Genomic DNA, 18,717 nt, shown 5'->3' with positions numbered 1-18,717 from the left:
TTCTAGAAGTTAGTACTACCATAGAGCGCATGACCGACGCTGTCGACGACGTGATGTTCGACGTCTTCGCCCGGGAGTGCCCCTCTCGCGAGACGCTCGAGCACGCCACGGGCCGCTGGGGGGTTCTGGCGCTGGTCGCCCTGCTCGACGGCACGATCCGGTTCAACGCGCTGCGCCGGCGCGTCGCCGGGATCAGCGAGAAGATGCTCAGCCAGACCCTGCAGGCCCTGGAACGGGACGGTCTCGTCCGGCGCGAGGCACGGCCGACGATCCCGCCACACGTCGAGTACAGCCTGTCGCCGCTCGGCGCCGACGTGGCGGCGAAGCTACTCGAGCTGATCGAGCTCCTGGAGGGGCGCATGCCCGACGTGCTGGCCGCCCGAGCCGGGTACGACGGGCGCCGGGGGTAACGCGCGCACCTCGTTGAACTGTCTGGTCCGCCGGGGAGTCCCCCGTCTAGGCTTGGTCGCCATGGGCCGGCGATCGACCACGGACAGTGCGCACGGCGCACCATCGTGGTTGCTCGCCGTGTGTACGGCCGCACTGGCCATCACCGCACACGCCGGCGCGGGCGGCAGCCTGTCCGACTCCGCGCTGACCGCGTTGCTGACCACCGTTCTCGCCTGGGGCGGGACGTCGCTGGCCCGCCGCGGCGGGCTGCTCACCCTGGTCGCCGTGCTCGGCACCACCCAGGCGACCCAGCACGTGCTGCTCACCGAGGTCGCACACGTGCACCAGCCGGCGGCCGCGGTGGACGGCTGGGTCATGTTCGCCGCCCACGCCGTGGCCACCGTGCTGACCGCGGTCCTGCTGGTCCGCGCCGGAAGCGCGACGGCGGCGGTCGCCGCCGCCGTGCGCTGGCTGGTCGGCCGGCTCCAGGCGCTGTCCGCCGGCCCGCCCGCCGGTCCCCGCCGCCCGGCGCCGGCCCGCTACCCCGCGCGGCCGGGCATCCTGCTCGACGTCCTGCTGCGCAGGGTCAGCCAGCGCCGCGGCCCCCCGCTCCACTCCTGAACCCAGCCGTTCCCCACGGCGCGTCCGGTCGGTCGCGCCGTCACGCAACCATCTTCAGGAGTGTTCGAGACATGTCCACCAACGGGTTCCGGCGCGCCGGCGTACTCGCCGCCGCCACCGGCGCGATCGTCCTGCTCAGCAGCGGCGTCGCGTCCGCCCACGTCACCGCCCGCATCATCGGCGAGTCCGCCGAGCAGGGCTCCTACAGCAAGATCACCTTTCGGGTTCCGAACGAGGACGACGCGGCCGGCACCGTCAAGCTCGAGATCAAGCTGCCGGCCGACGCCCCGATGAGCTCGGTCCGCACCTCGCCGATGGCCGGCTGGACCGCGAAGATCACCAAGGCGAAGCTGGCCGAGCCCATCGAGTCGCACGGAACCGAGATCACCGAGGCGGCGAGCACCGTCACCTGGACCGCGAAGCCCGGTACGCGGATCGGGCCCGGCGAGTTCGCCGAGTTCGCGCTCTCCGCCGGCCCGCTGCCGAAGGTCGACCAGCTGGTCATCCCGGCGATCCAGACCTACGACAACAACAAGGTCGTCGCCTGGGAGGAGCCCCCGGTCGAGGGTGGGGAGGAGCCCGAGCACCCGGCACCGGTGATCAAGCTGGCCCCGGCCGCCGAGGAGGACGAGGACGGCGCGGCCGCTCCGGCCGGCAACGAGCAGTCGGGCGACGGCGGTGACGACGCTGCCAACGACACCGCCGCGGCGTCCTCGGCCAGCGACGACACGGCCCGTTGGCTGGGCGGCGCTGGCCTCGTGGTCGGTGCGCTCGGGCTGGGCTTCGGCGTCGGTGCGACGATGCGAGCCCGGCGGGCGGCCGGCGGGCAGCAGTGAGGCGCTTCGTCTCCGTTGTCGTGGTGGCGTGCCTGGCGCTGGTCGGGCACGCCACCCCGGCGTTCGCGCACAACTCGTTGATCGGGAGCAACCCGGCCAACGAGTCGACGGTCCAGGAGAGCCCGTCCACGATCGAGCTGACATTCGACCAACCCGTACAGACCGGCGAGGGCCTGAACACGATCGCCGTGACCGGCCCGGAGGGTACGAACTGGACGGTCGGCCCGGCCGCCGTGGCGAGCAACGTGGTCAGCGCACCCCTCTCCGATCTCGGTCCCACCGGGACCTACCGGATCGGGTACCGCATCCTGTCGGCCGACGGCCACCCGGTCAGCGGTGAGGTCACGTTCACCCTCGCCAAGGCTGGCGACGGCACCCCCGCCGCCAGCACGGCGAGCGACGGCGAGGCCACGGCCGAGACCGACGAGGGCGGTCTCCCGATCTGGGTGTGGATCCTCGGGGCGGTCGTCCTGCTCGGCGCCGGCCTCACCGTCGCCCTGCGCATCGGCGGGCAGGGCCGGTGAGCCCACTGCGATGACCCGGGCCCGGACCACCGCGTCCTTTCGGTTCCCCCCAGTCACCGTCCTGGTGGGAGGTGCACTGGCCGGCACGTTGTGCGGGTTGGTGCTCACCCTCGCCGCCCCGGTGCCCGGGGTCACCGAGCCGGACGCGGTGGTCCGGTACGGCCTGCCGGTCGTGCGGGTGCTGCTGGACGTGGCAGCGGTGGCCACCGTCGGGTTGAGCCTGTTGCCGATCCTGGTCGGCCAGCACCGTCGGACCCGAGCCGAGGCGGTGCTGGCCGGCGCGCGGCGGGCCGGCGCGGTCTCCGCCCTGGTCTGGGCGGTGTGCGCACTGGTCGCGCTGGTGATGCAGACCGCGGAGGTGAAGCCGGGGCCGGGCGTGTCGCCGGCGGCGGTGCTGGACTACGTCGCGCGCGTGGGGGCGGGGAAGGCCCTGGTGTTCGTGGCCGCGCTGGCGCTGGTTTCGTTCGGTCTCGGCCTGGCCGCGGTGAAGACCGGGGACCGGGTTCCGCCCGAGCTTCGTACCGCTGTCGCCCTGTTCGCCCTGCTCCCCATGGCGGTCACCGGCCACGCGACCAGCGCCAGGTGGCAGGACCTCAGCACGATCTCGCTGGAGCTCCACGTACTCGCGGCCGCGGGCTGGACCGGCGGGCTCGGAGCGGTCGTGGTCCTGCTGGCCGCACACCGAGCCCTGCTCGCCACCGCGCTGCCACGGTTCTCCACCCTGGCCACCGTGTGCATCGCGGTGGTCGCGGTCACCGGCGTGTTCAACGGTCTGGTCGAGCTGACCGCGGCCCGAAGCCTGACCGACGCATTGTTCGGCACCGCGTACGGCGTGCTGGTCCTGCTCAAGCTCACCTGCCTGGGCCTGCTCGCGGCCGTGGGCGCCAGGATCCGCTGGCGCCTGCTGCCGGCCGTCCTCCGCCAGCAGCGCACGGCGCTCGCGACCTGGGCGATGCTCGAGCTCGCGGTGATGGGCCTGGCCATCGGCTTCGGCGTGGTCCTCGCGCGAGCTCCGGTCGGCTGAGGCGCCGCCCGACGTCGGAGTCCTCGGGAAAGTTGCATTTCTCGGCGGTCGAAACGGCGAACGGCCAGAGAATGCCGTTCGTCGACAAAACCCCCCTTGTGTGAAAGATCACACGGCTCAAAAACAGGGAAAACCGTAACGACGAATGGTCAGTCCCGTTCGGTGAACTGCCCCGTAGGAACCGACGAACGGCCTCTGATTACCTCGATCCGGGACACGGCGGCGGCGCCCCGGTCGGCCAGCTCCCGTCGCGAGATCCAGCCGGCGGCGTGGTGCCGGTAGGCCTGGGAGAGCAGGACAAGCTCGGCAAGGAAGTCCGCGGTGCGGTGGCGGCTCGCCTCGGGCAGACCGCCCACCAGCGGCAGCTGGGTTGCCACGACCTGGTCGAGCATGCGCGCGGCCGCCAGCGCCCGACGTGCGCTTCGTCGCGACCTCGTCACAACCCTTCGCGTAGCCACCGGGATGAACACCTCGTTCGGGGAGCGGAATGGCCAGCTACGACAGAGCGTAGCGCGTCGGTGCACGTGAACGCTTCTCCTGTCCCCCTCGGGATCAAGAAAACCACGCGACCTGCGGAAACGCCTTCGACTCGTGGCGTCCACCAGGAGATCGACGCTCCGCTCCGTAGCGTTACGGGTGAGCCACCCGTGTGGGCTACGTGTAGCGTGCCCAGCGGGCGGAGCTGTCACCCCTCCGTACATCGTCGAGGCGACGGAACAGCTCCGGCCGCACCTCCGGGCGACTCGACAGGATGGGGAGCACGCTCGTGATGAGCTTCAGCTCCCGGACCTCCCGCAGCACCTCGAACGTCGGGGAGGTGGTCACGTCGACCCCGTAGGTCCGGACGAACTCCCGATACCGCCCGGCCGGCTCGCCGAAGCGGACCACACCGACGGCCAGCGGGGTCAGATCCCACTCGAGGGGGCCGCGGCTGGCCGAGTCGAAGTCGCAGAGCACGGGGCCGAGCGGCGACGGGATGACGTTGCCCAGGTGCGCGTCGCCGTGCAGCAGCACCGGCGGGAGCGTGAACTCCGCCGCCTCCAGTCGCTCGCTCACCTCGTCGCATCGATTCAGAAGAAAGGCGAGCTCGGCCGCGCCCAGGCCGTCGGCCTCGCCGATGCGGCGGCGCACGTCGTCGAGCGGCTGCCAGTCCGGCAGCCGGAAGGACGGCTCCGGCAGGGCGTGCAGGCGGTGCAGGAGTTTCGCCAGGTCACGGCCGCGGGGGCGGCGCCCACCCTGGGGCACCGCCTCCCACACGGTCGCGAGGTACTCGCCGGCGTACACCGGCTGCACGATTCCCGGCACGAGCCGAACCGCGGGAACCTCGTGCTCGGCGAGCCAGGTCGCCACCCGGACCACCTTGTCCACGCGGTGGCGCAGCGCGTTGGAGGCCACGATGCGGACCACCACCGGGTGCCGGGCCAGCTCGAAGACCGCGTTGTTCGTGCAGCGGACGAGCCGGGCACCGGCCGGGTCGAGCCCGGCGATCGCGCACACCTCGACGAGCGCGGCAGCCAGACCGTCAGGTGAGAACTGACCACGTCGGTCGGGTGCCGTGTCCGACGTGGACGTCGGGGCCATCGTGCCGCCCGCCGGTCAGGAGACGTCCGCTTCGTAGAACCTGCCGATGCTGTCGGCCAACTCCCGGGCGTCGGTGTAGTTGCGGCGCTTGTCCGCCTCTTCCTTCAGCGGGAGCAAACGGTCCCGAACGCGGCGCGATTTCAGGTGTTGGGCCAGGTCAACGGCCTGGTGACCGATCTTCGCTCCGTGGTCGATGTCCCCGTCGAGCAGGTGGTTGGTAGCCAGGAAGCTCAGGTTGAACGCCTTGCTCCTGGCCATGTCGTCGCCGTAGGAGCTGATCGCCCGGTGCAGTGCCGGGATGGCGAACTTCGTGTGCTTCGTGTCCACCTGCTGGGCCAGCACCGTGTGCACGGTGCCGATCATGGCGTAGACGTCGTCCTCGTTGAAGAACTTCACCCAGTCCTCTGCCTCGGCCGCGTTGGCCCGCGCGAACTCGTCACGGGTGCGGCCGATGAGCTTCATCGTCTGCTCCTCGTGACCCATCATCGCGTAGGCCCACGCCTGGTTGGCGCAGATCACGGCCACCGCGAGCTCGGAGCCCGACTCCTGGGCGGCGATCTGGCCGAGCTGGAACATCTTCAGCGCGTCATCCGGCGAGTCCTTGTGCAGGTAGACCCGGCCCATCCGGTACAGGATGTTGGCCACCAACTGGTTGGAGTCCCCCGCCTTCGCCAGCTCGAGCGCGCGACCGAAGTGGTTGCGCGCCGAGTCGATCAGACCGATGTCGAACGACGTCCAGCCGGCAAGGTTGTGCAGGTCAGCCAGCGCCACGTGCAGCCGCTGCTTGACCACGTCCGTGCCGGACGCGCTGAGCATCTGTTGCCCCCAGGACAACTGGGCCACCACCGCGTCCCGGCAGAAGCCGCCCCCGTACTGGTAGTCCAACGACCGAAGCGCCCTCGTGGCCGCCTCGACCTGCCGAACATCGGTCATCCCGATCCGCCCAGGAGCGGGGGTCAACACAGGGTTGGACACCCACGATCCTGAGTCCGCGCCGAGCACATGCGCACCCACCGCTACCGCGGCGGCATGCGCAAGGAACTTGCGACGCTTCACGTTCTCCGGCTCCTCAGCCTCCGGGGCTTCGCGCGTCTCGGCCACTCTCGCGGCCGTGACTTCGTCGTACGCGAGGCCCATGTATCCCCTCGGGACACCCAGGCCGTCGGCGATCCGCACAAGGACGTCGTAGGCCATGACCTGACGACCCTTGAGGATCTCCGACACCTCGGACTGTGACTGACCGGTCATAGCGGCGATCTGGCGTTGTGAGACACCTTTACGCCGCAGCAGCTTGTAGATCGTGCTGACCTCCCGCGCCGCCAGCGCGTTCCGCATCTCCTGGTCTTCCCACACCTCACGTGTAACGGAAGAGCTCTGAGATCCGATGGAGTTCATTCCGCCCCCTCACAGTCCGCTGGGCGTCAGCAGCAATGTATGCGCACTTCACAAGCCGCGAGAAGTCCGAATCGGCGAACCTGATCGGTCCGACCGAAGTTCCGCGACCGCTCACCGTGGAGCGGCCACCGATCGGCGCTGTAGCGCACCAATCTGAGCTCTCAGGCACCAATGTAGTTGCTTGTAAGCGTACGAGCACGGAGGGAATCCGAGACGGTGGAGCTGGTCACGACCGCGGCAAGCCCGGTGCTCACGGCCGAACAGGGCCAGGAGCACCACGGTGAGCTGCACGGATCCGCCCTCGGTCGCCAGGTGTGGCGCATCAGTTGCGGTGACATCGTCAACCGTGAGCGCTGCCTCACCGTGCTCGTCGAACGCAATCGGGTGGTCCTGGTAGGACCGCCGGGCGAAACCGCGGTCCTCACGGCCGGCCAGCTCGGCCAGCTTCGTAACGCGCTTCGCGAGGCCGCCGAGCAGGCGGAAAGGTAACGGTGACTCCTCCGATGGACGAGATACTCGGGCAGGTACTGCGCAACGCGGTGTGGGAGCGACTCGACATGCTCTCCGAGCTCGCCAACCGCGCCGACGCGCCGTCCCTGCTTTCGGTGGCCCGCTCCGAACTGCCCCGGCTCACCGAGGGCTGGCGTGCCATGCTCGCCGCCCACGAACCGGACGAGAAGGGCAACTGCCCCGTCTGCTCGACCCGCTGGCGGCAGCAGAAGGCCCCGTGTTCGGTGTGGCAGGCGGCCTACGAGCACCTGGTCGCCGGTGGTCTCGCCCCGAGCCAGAGCAACGCCCGGCACGCCGAGAAGAAGGCGAAGACCCGCCAGTCCTCGGCGCCCGGCCGGCTCGCGAACGCCCGCTGAGCCGCTCATCGCACGAACAGTCACAACCTGAACAGACACAGTGCGAACAGCCAGACTGTGAACTCGCACGAGCCGCCCAGGTGACAACTCAACAGGTATCCACTGGATAACCCCCAGTCTCCGCGAACCGGTGCTGTTGTACTCCCCCTCCCCCGACCAGCATCGGTTCGCGGCTCCACTTCGGGCGACCCCGCCAGCGCTCCCGCCGGCGGGGTCGTTCTGTATTTCCGCACTTCAATGGTCGTTTCCGACGATTTTTCGTGTACAAAGTTCTGTGGAGCTCGCGACCCATCTTGGGCACCATGGGGATAGGTCCGGGTCTAGGAGAACGTGTGGCAACATCTGTATCGTTGCGAAAGCAACCAGTTCAGCAGCGCAGTGCGAAACGCGTCGAGCTCATGCTTGAGGCATGCGCGGCGTTGATCGACGAGCTCGGCTACGACGGCGTCACCACGACGCTGATCGCCGAGCGCGCCGGGGTGGCCGTCGGCTCGCTCTACCAGTTCTTCCCTGACAAGCGCGCCGTCGTGCAGGCTCTCACCAAGCGCAACCTCGACCACTTCACGGCCGAGATCGACCGTCGCCTCGACTGGGCCAGCCTCGAGCACTGGTGGGACGGCGTCGACACGGTCATCGACATCTATGTCGAGATGTACCGCACGATCCCCGGGTTCTCCCGGGTCCGCTTCGGTGACGTGATCGACATGCGGTTCATCGAGGACGAGCGGGACAACAACACGGTCATCGCCGAGAAGCTCGCCGGCCTCATCTCGACGAAGGCGAACCTCCCGGTCGAGAGCCTCTTCCGGCAGATCACCATCGCCAACGACATCGGCGACACCATCCTCGCGCTCGCCTTCCGCCGCAAGCTGTTCGGCGAGCAGGACATGATCGACGAGGCCAAGCGAGTCGTCCGCGCCTACCTCGCCGAACAGCACGACCAGCACGCCTGAGGAAGCGCCCTAGCCGAAGCAGCGCCCCTCGCCCCGGTAGGTGGGCACGGTCGCGGTCACCCGGTCGCCCTCGACGAGGTGGTACTCGGTGAACCGCTCGGCGAGCTCACCGGCCTTGGTGTGGCGGAACCACACCCGGTCGCCCACCCGTAACCCGCGTGCCGCCCGACCGGCCACCGGGGTCTGCACCTCGCCAGCGCCCTCCGGCCCGAGCAGGGACAGCCCGGCCGGCAGGTACGGGCTGGGCAGGCGGTCCTTGCCGGCCGGTCCCGAGGCGATGTAGCCGCCGCCGAAGACCGTCGCGATCCCCCGCCTGGGCTTGCGCACCACCGGCAGCGCGAACAGCGCGGCCGGCGCGGGCGCGAAGCGGCGGTAGTTGTCGAACAGGGTCGGGCCGATCAACCCGGACCCGGCGGCGACCTCGGTGACCGAGGTGTCCTGGCCGGTGGTCTCGATGCTGCCGGTGCCACCGCCGTTGACGAACTCCAGGTCCGCCACGGCTCGGACGGCGGCGACCGCGTCGGCACGACGTCCGGTCAGCTCCGCTGCCGAGCGGGCCTGCATCCACCGCAGGACGGCACCCAGCAGCGGCCGGCCGCGCGGGTTGTCCCCGAGCCCGGCGATCTGGCCCTCGTAGCCCATCAACCCGACCAGCTCGAACCCCGGTCGCGAGGCCACCGCCGCGGCCAGGGCTCCCGCCTGCCCCGGCCCGAAGACCGGTGAGCGGCGGGTGCCGACGTGGGCGAGGTCCCGACCGAGCAGAGGGCGCCACGACACGTCCAGCTCGAGGCACACCCGGACGTCGGGGTGTCCCGCCCCCAACGCGGCGTCCACCAGGTCGAGGTGGGCCGTCGAGTCGATGACGACCGAGATCCGCGCCCGGGCGTGCGGGTCCGCGGCCAGGGCCCGCAGCGCGGTGTGGTCGACGGTCGGGTAGGCGACCAGGATGTCGGTGTCCGCGAGGTCCGTGCCGGCCCACTCACCGGCCAGCCACAGCGCCTCGGGCAGCGAGTACGCCATAACCCCGGCGAAGCCCGGTCGGCGCAGCACCCGCTCCAGCAGGAACCGGCAGCGGACCGACTTGCTCGCCACCCGGATCGGCCGACCGGCGGCGCGGCGCACCAACTCACTCGCGTTGTGGTCGAATGCCTCCAGATCGACGACGGCGAACGGCGCGTCGAGGTGCTTGGTCGCGGTGTTGAGCTGCTCGGCCTCCGGCACGCGCCAACCGTACGACCCCGGGAGGATCCTTGGCAGCCCCTCCGTCCCCAGCACCTCCGTCCACAGCACCTCTGTCCACAGCCTGGCGCAACTGGGCCGGGACCGAGGCCGCGGTGGCTACCGGTGTCAGTCGGCCCCGCCACCTCGAGGAGCTGAGCAGTGCCGTGCGCGCGGCGGCACAGGCCGGCGGGACCGTCCGGGCCCGCGGCAGCGGGCACTCGTTCACCGCCGTCGCCGCCGCTCACGACCTCGCGCTGGACCTCACCAACTGGACCGGTGTGGTGTCCGCCGACCAGGACAGCGGCCTGGTCACGGTGCGCGCCGGCACCACGCTGCGCGAGCTCAACGCCGAGCTGGACCGGCTCGGCCTCGCGATGACCAACCTCGGCGACATCGACGCGCAGACGATCGCGGGAGCCATCTCGACCGGGACCCACGGCACCGGTGCCCGGTTCGGCGGGATGGCCACCCAGGTCGCGGCGCTCCAGCTGGTGCTGGCCGACGGATCGGTGACGACCTGCTCGGCGGACGAGCGGCCCGAGCTGTTCGCCGCCGCCCGGGTCGGGCTCGGCGCACTGGGCGTGATCTCCACCGTGACGCTGCGAACCGAGCCGTCGTTCGTGCTGGAGGCCCAGGAGCGGCCCGAGCCGCTGGAGGAGGTGCTCGCGGCGCTGGAGGAGAACTGCGCGACCAACGACCACTTCGAGTTCTACTGGTTCCCCTACGGCCGCTACGCGCTCACGAAGCGGAACAACCGGCTGCCGGCGGGGACCTCGCCGCGGCCGCTGTCCCGGGCTCGCCGGTTCGTCGAGTACCGCCTGATGGAGAACACGGCGTTCGGGACGCTGTGCCGGGTCGGTCGCGCGGTGCCGGGGCTGGTGGCGCCGCTGAACCGGCTGTCCTCCTCCGCGCTCTCGACGCGGTCGTACTCCGACGTCTCGCACCGGGTGTTCGCGACCAACCGGAACGTGCGGTTCGTCGAGTCGGAGTACGCGGTTCCCCGCGCGGCACTCGGGGAGGTGCTCGCCGAACTGCGGGCGCGGGTGCCCAGGCTGGCGGACCCGGTGATGTTTCCGGCGGAGATCCGGGTCGCCGCGGCCGACGACATCTGGTTGTCCACCGCCTACCAGCGCGACTCGGCCTACATCGCGGTGCACCAGTTCGTCGGCATGCCCTACCGGGAGTACTTCGACCTGTTCGAGTCGGTGGCCGGTGCTGTCGGTGGCCGACCGCACTGGGGGAAGATGCACTCCCTGGACGCGGCCACGCTACGTGAGCGGTATCCCCGGTTCGACGATTTCGTCGCGCTCCGCGCCGAACTCGACCCGGCCGGCACGTTCAGCAACCCGTACCTGGACCGAGTGCTGGGAAAGGCAGCGGAGAAGCCCTAGCGCACGTCCTAGCCGCGCAGGGAGTCCTCGACCGGCGTGTCGCCGCCGACGAGCTCCAACACCTGCCCAGCGGTGTGTGGCGCGTCCAACAAAGCAACCAACACGGCGGCGACGTCGTCCCTGGGGACGCTGCCCGGTGTGACGCTCGTTCCCAGCTCGACGAGGCCGGTCGCCGGCTCGTCGGTGAGGTGGCCGGGGCGCAGGATCGTCCAGTCCAGGGTGCGAGCGGTCAGGTCCTGCTCGGCGGCGGCCTTGGCGCGAAGGTATGCGCCGAAGACGGGCTCGGTGTCCGGGTCGTCCGCGCGGTCCAGACCCATCGCGCTGACCTGGACGAAGCGGCGGACTCCCGCTTGCTCGGCCGCGTCGGCGGCGAGCACGGAAGCGGCCCGGTCGACGGTGTCCTTGCGGGCCGCGCCGCTGCCCGGGCCGGCACCGGCGGCGAACACCAGCGCGTCGGCCCCGGTGACCGCGGCCGCGACCTCCTCGACCGGAGTCGACTCGAGGTCGAGTACGAGGGCATCACCGCCGGCCGCGCGCACGTCGCCGACGTGGTCCGGATTGCGCACCAGTCCGATGACCGTGTCACCGCGAGCGGCGAGCCGGGCAGTGAGCAGCAACGCGATCTTGCCGTGCCCACCGGCGATGACCACGCGCATCAGGCGGCGGTGGCCAGGATCTGCTCGTAGGCCAGCTCGGTCAGCCACCGCTGGGTGCCGTCCACCGGCGCCGGAGCCCGCTCACCGCGCCCCGGCAGATCAAGGTCGACGTCGGGACCGGGTGCGGAGCTGATCACGCCCACGCCGTAGGCCCGGGCCCGCGGCAGACAGTTGACCAGGTAGTCATTGGTCAGCACGACCGACATCGGGAGCACCATCGCCGCGTCGGACCAGCGGAGGAACGGCACCGCGTTGACGAGGCCGGTCCGCCAGTGCCGAGCGACGGCGAGCACCCCCACCACGCGAACGGCCGGCTCCGGGACCCGGCCGCAGAACTCCGGCCAGACCCAGGTGGACACGGTCGCCCGGTCGACCTCCGGCCCCTGGCCGAGGCAGATTCGTTCGGCATGCGCGTCCGGGATGAGCTGCGCCACAAGACAGACCCTGCGGCCGAGCAGCTTCATCTCCGGCAACACAACCCCCTGCCAACCGAGCTCGCGCGCCGCGGTGGCGGCCAGCTCGTCGACCTGCGCGGGCAGCTCCACGGGAGGGACAAGAGGTGACGGCACAGCCGTCAGGTTGTCCACTGCCGCAGCCGCGCGCCCTGGAATGCCCGTCACGAACTCAGCCCTCTCCATTTACCGTCGCGCTTATCGGCTCGCCATCCCCTGCCAAGCGCGGCGTTTCCTGGTACATGTCTGGCCTACCAGGTGGTGCACGTGCAGACGCAGACGAGGCAGGTCCTCCTGCGACCGACGGCGCCCCGGGGGCGTTAACCGGTCGACGACCGGTATCAGAAGTTCGGCGCGGCAGTGCGGCCGTCTGGGTGAGTCGACAGTCGGGCGGTCGACGCCGCCGAGGCCCGGAATTCCGTGCTCCCGACCGGACGGAGTTGCTCAGTGCAACTGGTCGTCGGGCGTGGGAACGCCGGCGACGAGGTCCGGATATGACCGAGCCGGCAGGTCCGCGACCTCCGCGAACGACCTGCCGGCCAAGGGTTGTGGGCGAGGGGGGAGTTGAACCCCCACGTCCTTACGGACACACGGACCTGAACCGTGCGCGTCTGCCATTCCGCCACTCGCCCGAGTGGAACGACGCGAAGCCTACACGGTCCACGAGCGGGTTTGCACATCGCACTGTCCTACGCGCCGTACCCGGATACGATCGAACAAGGAGCACTCGTCTGGAAGGAGGTACCCATGGGCATCGGGGAGCGGCTCAACCGCAAGCTGGAGAACATCGTGGGTAACTCCTTCGCCCGGGTGTTCGGTGGCAGCGTGGTGCCCCAGGAGGTGGCGCAGGCGCTGCTGCGTGAAGGTGAGGCCAACGTCCGCGAGCTGGCTGGGGGCCGGTTACTCGTGCCGAACCACTACGTGGTGACGCTCGGCGCGACCGACCACCAGAACTTCGCCGGGGACGAGGCCCGTACAACCGCGCTGCTCGCGGACTGTGTGGCGGAGTACCTCTCCGAGCACCAGTGGGACACCTATGGTGACGTCGTAGTCTCCCTGGAGCGCTCCGACGCGCTGCACACCGGACAGTTTCGAATACGCTCGGCCGTCGACCCGGATGTGAAGGCATCCGGCAAACAGCGGTCAGCACCACCCCGCAACGCAGGAGACCGATCCATGAGCCAGCCTCCCGGCTACGGCCAGCCGCCCGAGGGCGATCCCTACGGTCAGCAGTACGGCTACGGCCAGCAGCAAGGTTACGATCAGGGCTACGGCCAGCAGGGCTATGGCCAACAGGGCTACGACCAGCAGCAGGGTTACGGCCAGCAAGGCGGCTACGACCAGGGCTACGGCCAACAGGGCTATGGCCAGCAGGGCGGCTACGACCAGCAGGGCTACGGCCAGCAGGGCGGCTACGACCAGGGCTACGGCCAACAGGGTTACGGCCAGCAGGGCGGCTACGACCAGGGCTACGGCCAGCAGGGCTACGGCCAGGGCGGCGGCGACCCCTACGCCCAGCAGGGCTACGCGCCCCCGGCCGTGCAGACCGGCCCCCGGCAGCTGAACGCGAGCCTGCAGCTCGACGACGGCTCCAACCGGACGTACTCGCTCAAGCAGGGCGGCAACGTCGTCGGTCGCGGACAGGACGCCGACTTCCGGCTGCCGGACACCGGGGTCTCCAGACGACACCTGGAGATCACCTGGGACGGGCAGAGTGCGACACTCGCTGACCTCGGCTCCACCAACGGGACGACGGTGAACGGCACCCCGGTCCAGACCTGGCAGCTCGCCGACGGCGATGTGATCCGCATCGGACACTCGTCGCTGGTGTTCCGCACCCAGGGCTGACCGCCGCCACCGGCAGACCCGACCACCGCAGGCACAGCGCCATGCGGTCCTCACCCATACCCCTACCGGCGGGAGCGTTCGCAACAGGTGCCAGAGCTGGTTGTGCAGCTGACCAGAGCAGGGTTTCTCGCCCTGCTCTGGTTGTTCGTGCTGGCCGCGTTGCGGGTCGTTCGCTCCGACCTGTACGCAGCGGCCGGCCTACGCGTTTCGGTCCCGGGATTCCGCCGGTCGGCGGCCAAGAAGACCCGGGGCAAGGCGCCCCGTCAGCTCGTGGTGACCCACGGGGCGCTGGCCGGAACCAGGATCTCCCTGGACGGCAGGCCGATCATGATCGGCCGGGCTGACGACTCAACCCTGGTGCTGGACGACGACTACGCGTCCACCCGGCACGCCAGGATCTCGTTGCGCGGAACCGACTGGTACGTCGAAGACCTGGGCTCGACGAACGGGACATACCTGGACCGGGCTAAGGTCACGGCACCCCTCCGGGTGCCCCTGGGCGTCCCGATCCGAATCGGCAAGACGGTGATCGAGCTACGGTCATGACCCTCGTCCTTCGCTATGCGGCCCGCAGCGACCGGGGCCTGGTCCGCTCCAACAACCAGGACTCCGTGTACGCCGGCCCTCGCCTGCTCTCACTCGCCGACGGAATGGGCGGGCACGCCGCGGGCGAGGTGGCCAGCAAGGTAGTCATCGCGGCACTCGCCCCCCTGGACGACGACGAGCCGGGCGAGGACCTGCTCGGACAGCTGCGCGAAGCAACCCAGGCCGGCAACGGCGCCATAGCCGAGCTCGTGGCGAGCGACCCCGAGCTGGACGGCATGGGCACCACGCTCACCGCCATCCTGTTCGCGGGCAACCGGATCGGCCTGGTGCACATCGGCGACTCGCGGGCCTACCTGCTGCGCAACGGCCAGTTCGCCCAGATCACCCATGACGACACGTTCGTCCAGTCGCTGATCGACGAGGGTCGTATCACCGAGGACGAGGCGGCCACCCATCCGCAGCGCTCGCTGCTGCTCAAGGCGCTCACCGGGCACGAGGTCGAGCCGAACCTGATGATCCGGGAGGCGCGGGCCGGCGACCGGTACCTCCTGTGCTCGGACGGGCTCTCCGGCGTGGTCACCCACGAGACGCTGGCCGACACGATCAAGATCCCGGACGCGCAGGCCTGCGCCGACCGGATGATCGAGCTCGCGCTGAAGGGCGGTGGGCCGGACAACGTCACGGTGATCGTCGCCGACGTGGTCGACATCGACTTCGGTGAGGACGTCCCGATCGTCGGCGGTGCCGCCGGCAACGGACAGGACGAGGTTCCCCAGCCGGACTCGCCGGCCTCCCGCGCCGGCGCCCTCACCGCGCCGAGGATGGAACCGGTCCGACCGGAGCCCACCCAGCCCCCACCGGACCCCAAGGCCAAGCGGCGCAAGCGGGTCCGGCTGTTCGTGATCCTGTTCCTGGTGCTGCTCGTGCTCGCCGGCGGCAGCGTGACCACCTGGATCGTGGTCAACAAGCAGTACTTCGTCGGCGAGGCCGAGGACGGCGAGATCGCGATCTTCCAAGGAGTCCGCGGCAGCGTCTTCGGCATCTCACTGAACAACCAGGTGCAGGGCTCGTGCGACCCCAACGCGCCGACCTGCGACCGCTTCTACGTCGATGACCTGCGCCCGCTCGGCCAGGAGACGGTGCGGTCCGGCACCGAGAGCTTCGACAACATCCCGGCCGCCCGCCAGTTCATCCAGGATCTGCGAACCAGGTACCCGCTGCCGACGTGTGACTCGTTGATGAAGCAGCAGGAGCGCGAGGTCAACCGGCCGACGAGCACGCCGAGGAACACCTCGGCGCCGCCCGCGACGGCCGGCACGTCCACGTCGGCCCCGTCGAGCGGCGCCAACGCCGCGAGCTCGTCGGCGGCCAGCACGCAGGCCGAGGAACCCGAGCCGGGAGTCAACTGCCGCGAGCCACGCGGGGACGAGGGCGGGGGCTGATGTCTCAGCCGGGGCCAGCGGGGTCGTTGGCAGCACAGGGCAGCGACACGCCAGGCAGTTCGACTCCGACCCGGCGCGGTACCGAACTGGCGATGCTCGCGTTCGCGGCCGGCCTGGTCACCGGCGCGCTGATGTTGGTCGAGGCCAACCAGGAACAGCAGCTCACGATGCGCCTGGTCTACTACGGCCTGGCCTACCTGGTGCTGTTCGCAGTCGCGCACGGCGCGGTTCGGCGGTGGGCACCGTACGCCGACCCGCTGATCCTGCCGTGCGTCGCGCTGCTGAACGGGATCGGCCTGGTCATGATCTACCGGATCGACCTGGCGCTGACCGAGCGGTACGGCGACAACTGGTCGGAGGCCGCACCCAAACAGGTGCTGTGGACGGCGATCGCGCTCGTGATGTTCATCGCCGTGCTGAAGTTCCTGCCCGACCACCGGACGCTGTCCCGCTACGCCTACATGTTCGGCCTGGCCGGCCTGGTCCTGCTGGCGCTGCCCGGCATGCTGCCCTCGAGCCTGTCCGAGGTCAACGGCGCCAAGATCTGGCTTCGGCTCGGCATCTTCTCGATCCAGCCGGGTGAGTTCGCGAAGATCCTGCTGATGGTGTTCTTCGCGGCCTTCCTGGTCTCCAAGCGGGACCTGTTCACCGTCGCCGGACGCCGCATCCTCGGGGTCGACCTGCCGCGTGCGCGCGACATGGGCCCGATCCTGTTCGCCTGGGGCATCTGCGTGGCGATCATGGTGTTCGAGAAGGACCTGGGCACCGCGCTGCTGTTCTTCGGCGTCGTGCTCGCGCTGCTGTACGTGGCCACCGAGCGGTTCATCTGGGTCGGTGTCGGGCTCGTCCTGTTCGTCGGCGGCTGCCTGCTGGCCTACCAGCTGTTCGGCCACGTGCAGGGCCGGGTGGAGAGCTGGCTGGACCCGTTCGGCAACTACGAGGGCGGCGGCTACCAGCTGGCGCAGGCGTTGTTCGGGTTCGGCACCGGCGGCATGTTCGGCACCGGGCTCGGCTCGGGCCGCCCGGAGATGCTGCTGCTGCAGGCCAACTCCGACTTCATCACCGCGGCGATCGGTGAGGAGCTCGGGTTCATCGGGCTGGCCGCACTGCTGCTGGTGTACATGCTGCTGGCCATGCGCGGCATGCGCAGCGCGGTCGCGGTCCGGGACAGCTTCGGCAAGCTGCTCGGCGGCGGCCTCTCGTTCACCCTGGTCATGCAGATCTTCCTGGTCGTCGGCGGGGTGACCACGCTGATCCCGCTGACCGGCATCACCGCGCCGTTCCTGTCCGCCGGTGGTTCCTCGCTGCTGGCGAACTACGTGTTGATCGCGCTGCTGCTGCGGATCTCCGACGCCGCACGCCGTCCGCAGACCGGTGCCAAGCCCAAGCCCGTCCAGCAGGCGCCGATCGCCGAGGCGCACACGGTGATGGTGGAGCGACCCTCATGAACACCCCGTTGCGCCGCGTCGGCCTGGTCATGCTCGCCATGGTCGTGCTGCTGCTCGGCAACACCACCTACATCCAGCTTGTCGACGCCGACGACTACCGCAGCGACGCCCGGAACCAACGCGTGCTCTACGAGGAGTACGCCCGCCAGCGGGGTCGGATCATCACCGCCGACGAGCAGATCATCGCCAACGTCAAGGCGACCGACGACCGGCTGCGCTTCCAGCGGACCTACGCCAACGGGCCGATGTACGCGCCGGTCACCGGGTTCTACTCGGTCCGCTACGGCGCCACCGGCCTGGAGCGGGCCGAGGACGAGATCCTCAACGGCTCCGACGACCGCCTGTTCGTCCGCCGGCTGTCCGACCTGGTCACCGGGCGGGACCCGCGCGGCGGCAACATCGTCCTGACGGTCGACTCGCGGGTGCAGAAGGCGGCCTACGACGCCATGACCCGCAACCAGTTCAAGGGCGCGGTCGTCGCGATCAAGCCGGACGACGGGCAGATCCTGGCGATGGTGTCCACCCCGTCGTTCGACCCGACCGGGCTCGCCGACCACGACCCGGACGTCCAGGAGAAGACCTACAACCAGTACCGGGACGAGAACAACCCGAACAAGCCGATGCTGAACCGGGCGATCTCCGACAACTACACCCCTGGATCGACCTTCAAGCTGGTCACGGCGGCCGCCGCGCTCGAGGACGGTCGGGACAAGGACACCCAGCTGATGGCGTCGCCCGGAATCGACGTCCTCACCGGCGACCCCTGCGACCCCTCCGACGGCAGCACCCGCTGCATGAGCAACTACAACGACAACCCCTGCGGCAGCGGCCAGACCGCCTCGCTGGCGACCGCCATCGAGCTGTCCTGCAACACCGCGTTCGCCCAGCTGGCCGGCGAGCTGGGGGTGGACAAGCTGCGCGACCAGGCGGTCCGCTTCGGGATCGGGCAGACCGACCTGACGATCCCGCTGTCGGTCGTGCCGTCCTGCATCGGACCGCTGAGCGACGGCAACTGTCTGAACATCCCCGACCGCCCGTCGCTGTTCCAGAGCGGTATCGGCCAGAAGGACGTGCGGGTGACCGCGCTGGAGAACGCGGTCGTCGCGGGGACCATCGCCAACGACGGCATCCGGATGCGCCCACAGCTCGTGCAGAAGATCCTCGCGCCGGACCTGGAGCTCATCTCCGACTACCACGCCGAGGAGGTCGGTGACGCGATGTCGCCGAGCTCGGCCGAGGCGTTGCGGGACATGATGATCCTGTCCGAGGACCACACCGGCGGCGACGGCAAGCGGGACGACATCCAGGTGGCCTCGAAGACCGGAACCGCGGAGACCGGCGCCGATCCCAAGAACACCCCGCCGTTCGCGTGGTACGTCGCCTTCGCACCTGCCGAAGACCCTCAGGTTGCCGTGGCAGTGGTGGTAGAAAGCAGGGATGTCGCGGCCACCGGTGGCAAGGTGTCGGCCGCCATCGGACGCGCGACCATGGACGCCGCGCTGGCCAGGGGGAACTGAGAGCAC

Annotated in this window: 20 protein-coding genes and 1 tRNA gene; 14 read left to right on the top strand and 7 right to left on the bottom strand. The window is 70.1% G+C overall.

Annotation, left to right across the window (positions count from 1 at the left end; genetic code table 11):
• The first annotated feature begins 29 nt into the window (after positions 1 to 29).
• The 5 genes from BU204_RS07270 (at position 30) to BU204_RS07250 (ending at position 3,395) form a co-directional block, all read left to right on the top strand.
• Complete coding sequence (locus BU204_RS07270; protein ID WP_075124767.1) at positions 30 to 410, top strand: winged helix-turn-helix transcriptional regulator; 381 nt, start codon at positions 30 to 32, stop codon at positions 408 to 410.
• Positions 411 to 471: 61 nt separating this feature from the next.
• Positions 472 to 1,011, top strand: coding sequence for a hypothetical protein (locus BU204_RS07265; RefSeq protein WP_143229341.1), 540 nt, complete (start codon positions 472 to 474; stop codon positions 1,009 to 1,011).
• A gap of 71 nt (positions 1,012 to 1,082) precedes the next feature.
• Positions 1,083 to 1,847, top strand: a complete 765-nt coding sequence (locus BU204_RS07260; protein ID WP_075124765.1) for a YcnI family copper-binding membrane protein — start codon at positions 1,083 to 1,085, stop codon at positions 1,845 to 1,847.
• Positions 1,844 to 2,371: a copper resistance CopC family protein gene (locus BU204_RS07255; protein ID WP_075124764.1), complete on the top strand. Its 528-nt coding sequence runs from the start codon at positions 1,844 to 1,846 to the stop codon at positions 2,369 to 2,371. The genes BU204_RS07260 and BU204_RS07255 overlap by 4 nt, the downstream gene beginning before the upstream one ends.
• 10 nt (positions 2,372 to 2,381) lie before the next feature.
• A complete protein-coding gene (locus tag BU204_RS07250; protein ID WP_075124763.1) occupies positions 2,382 to 3,395 on the top strand; it encodes a copper resistance D family protein in 1,014 nt (337 codons plus the stop codon).
• Positions 3,396 to 3,544: 149 nt separating this feature from the next.
• On the opposite strand, the gene BU204_RS07245 is transcribed toward BU204_RS07250, so the two are convergent.
• From BU204_RS07245 to BU204_RS07235, 3 genes are all read right to left on the bottom strand, one after another.
• Complete coding sequence (locus BU204_RS07245) at positions 3,545 to 3,835, bottom strand: hypothetical protein (RefSeq protein ID WP_233159594.1); 291 nt, start codon at positions 3,833 to 3,835, stop codon at positions 3,545 to 3,547.
• A 214-nt stretch (positions 3,836 to 4,049) separates the two neighbouring features.
• Positions 4,050 to 4,976 carry a phosphotransferase family protein gene (locus BU204_RS07240; protein WP_075124762.1) on the bottom strand — a complete coding sequence of 309 codons (927 nt, stop codon included), beginning with the start codon at positions 4,974 to 4,976 and terminating at the stop codon, positions 4,050 to 4,052.
• A gap of 15 nt (positions 4,977 to 4,991) precedes the next feature.
• Positions 4,992 to 6,371 (bottom strand): helix-turn-helix domain-containing protein, encoded by a 1,380-nt coding sequence (locus tag BU204_RS07235; protein ID WP_075124761.1) that lies wholly within the window; start codon positions 6,369 to 6,371, stop codon positions 4,992 to 4,994.
• Between the two features lie 246 nt (positions 6,372 to 6,617).
• On the opposite strand from BU204_RS07235, the gene BU204_RS07230 reads away from it, so the two are divergent.
• The 3 genes from BU204_RS07230 to BU204_RS07220 all read left to right on the top strand — a co-directional run bounded on the left by BU204_RS07230 (position 6,618) and on the right by BU204_RS07220 (position 8,190).
• Complete coding sequence (locus BU204_RS07230) at positions 6,618 to 6,860, top strand: hypothetical protein (protein ID WP_075124843.1); 243 nt, start codon at positions 6,618 to 6,620, stop codon at positions 6,858 to 6,860.
• A gap of 14 nt (positions 6,861 to 6,874) precedes the next feature.
• Positions 6,875 to 7,237: a hypothetical protein gene (locus BU204_RS07225; protein WP_075124760.1), complete on the top strand. Its 363-nt coding sequence runs from the start codon at positions 6,875 to 6,877 to the stop codon at positions 7,235 to 7,237.
• A gap of 302 nt (positions 7,238 to 7,539) precedes the next feature.
• Positions 7,540 to 8,190, top strand: coding sequence for a TetR/AcrR family transcriptional regulator (locus BU204_RS07220; protein WP_075124759.1), 651 nt, complete (start codon positions 7,540 to 7,542; stop codon positions 8,188 to 8,190).
• A gap of 9 nt (positions 8,191 to 8,199) precedes the next feature.
• Here the strand turns inward: BU204_RS07220 and BU204_RS07215 are convergent, their stop codons facing one another.
• On the bottom strand, positions 8,200 to 9,411 hold the full coding sequence (locus tag BU204_RS07215; RefSeq protein ID WP_075124842.1) for an alanine racemase: 1,212 nt from the start codon (positions 9,409 to 9,411) through the stop codon (positions 8,200 to 8,202).
• A 71-nt stretch (positions 9,412 to 9,482) separates the two neighbouring features.
• Here BU204_RS07215 and BU204_RS07210 point away from each other — a divergent pair, with 71 nt between their 5' ends.
• Complete coding sequence (locus BU204_RS07210; protein WP_075124841.1) at positions 9,483 to 10,802, top strand: D-arabinono-1,4-lactone oxidase; 1,320 nt, start codon at positions 9,483 to 9,485, stop codon at positions 10,800 to 10,802.
• 8 nt (positions 10,803 to 10,810) lie between these two features.
• Here the strand turns inward: BU204_RS07210 and BU204_RS07205 are convergent, their stop codons facing one another.
• The 3 genes from BU204_RS07205 to BU204_RS07195 form a co-directional block, all read right to left on the bottom strand.
• On the bottom strand, positions 10,811 to 11,458 hold the full coding sequence (locus BU204_RS07205; RefSeq protein WP_075124758.1) for an NAD(P)H-binding protein: 648 nt from the start codon (positions 11,456 to 11,458) through the stop codon (positions 10,811 to 10,813).
• Positions 11,458 to 12,078, bottom strand: a complete 621-nt coding sequence (locus tag BU204_RS07200) for a hypothetical protein (protein ID WP_083661087.1) — start codon at positions 12,076 to 12,078, stop codon at positions 11,458 to 11,460. Before BU204_RS07200 ends, BU204_RS07205 begins: the two co-directional genes overlap by 1 nt.
• Before the next feature lie 381 nt (positions 12,079 to 12,459).
• Positions 12,460 to 12,542: transfer RNA gene (locus BU204_RS07195), tRNA-Leu, on the bottom strand.
• 115 nt (positions 12,543 to 12,657) lie between these two features.
• Here BU204_RS07195 and BU204_RS07190 point away from each other — a divergent pair.
• The 5 genes from BU204_RS07190 to BU204_RS07170 all read left to right on the top strand — a co-directional run bounded on the left by BU204_RS07190 (position 12,658) and on the right by BU204_RS07170 (position 18,711).
• Positions 12,658 to 13,758 (top strand): DUF3662 and FHA domain-containing protein, encoded by a 1,101-nt coding sequence (locus BU204_RS07190; RefSeq protein ID WP_075124757.1) that lies wholly within the window; start codon positions 12,658 to 12,660, stop codon positions 13,756 to 13,758.
• 87 nt (positions 13,759 to 13,845) lie between these two features.
• The gene (locus BU204_RS07185; protein ID WP_075124756.1) at positions 13,846 to 14,304 is read left to right on the top strand and encodes an FHA domain-containing protein FhaB/FipA; all 459 of its coding nucleotides are present in this window, start codon (positions 13,846 to 13,848) and stop codon (positions 14,302 to 14,304) included.
• Positions 14,301 to 15,746 (top strand): PP2C family protein-serine/threonine phosphatase, encoded by a 1,446-nt coding sequence (locus tag BU204_RS07180; protein WP_075124755.1) that lies wholly within the window; start codon positions 14,301 to 14,303, stop codon positions 15,744 to 15,746. Before BU204_RS07185 ends, BU204_RS07180 begins: the two co-directional genes overlap by 4 nt.
• Positions 15,746 to 17,194 (top strand): FtsW/RodA/SpoVE family cell cycle protein, encoded by a 1,449-nt coding sequence (locus BU204_RS07175; protein ID WP_075124754.1) that lies wholly within the window; start codon positions 15,746 to 15,748, stop codon positions 17,192 to 17,194. Before BU204_RS07180 ends, BU204_RS07175 begins: the two co-directional genes overlap by 1 nt.
• Positions 17,191 to 18,711: a peptidoglycan D,D-transpeptidase FtsI family protein gene (locus tag BU204_RS07170; RefSeq protein WP_075124753.1), complete on the top strand. Its 1,521-nt coding sequence runs from the start codon at positions 17,191 to 17,193 to the stop codon at positions 18,709 to 18,711. Before BU204_RS07175 ends, BU204_RS07170 begins: the two co-directional genes overlap by 4 nt.
• Positions 18,712 to 18,717: the final 6 nt, after the last annotated feature.

This window comes from Actinophytocola xanthii (assembly GCF_001921205.1).
In the GTDB taxonomy this organism is placed as follows: domain Bacteria; phylum Actinomycetota; class Actinomycetes; order Mycobacteriales; family Pseudonocardiaceae; genus Actinophytocola; species Actinophytocola xanthii.
Note: the sequence above shows the minus strand (reverse complement) of the source record. Positions and strands in the feature narration are given on the sequence as shown.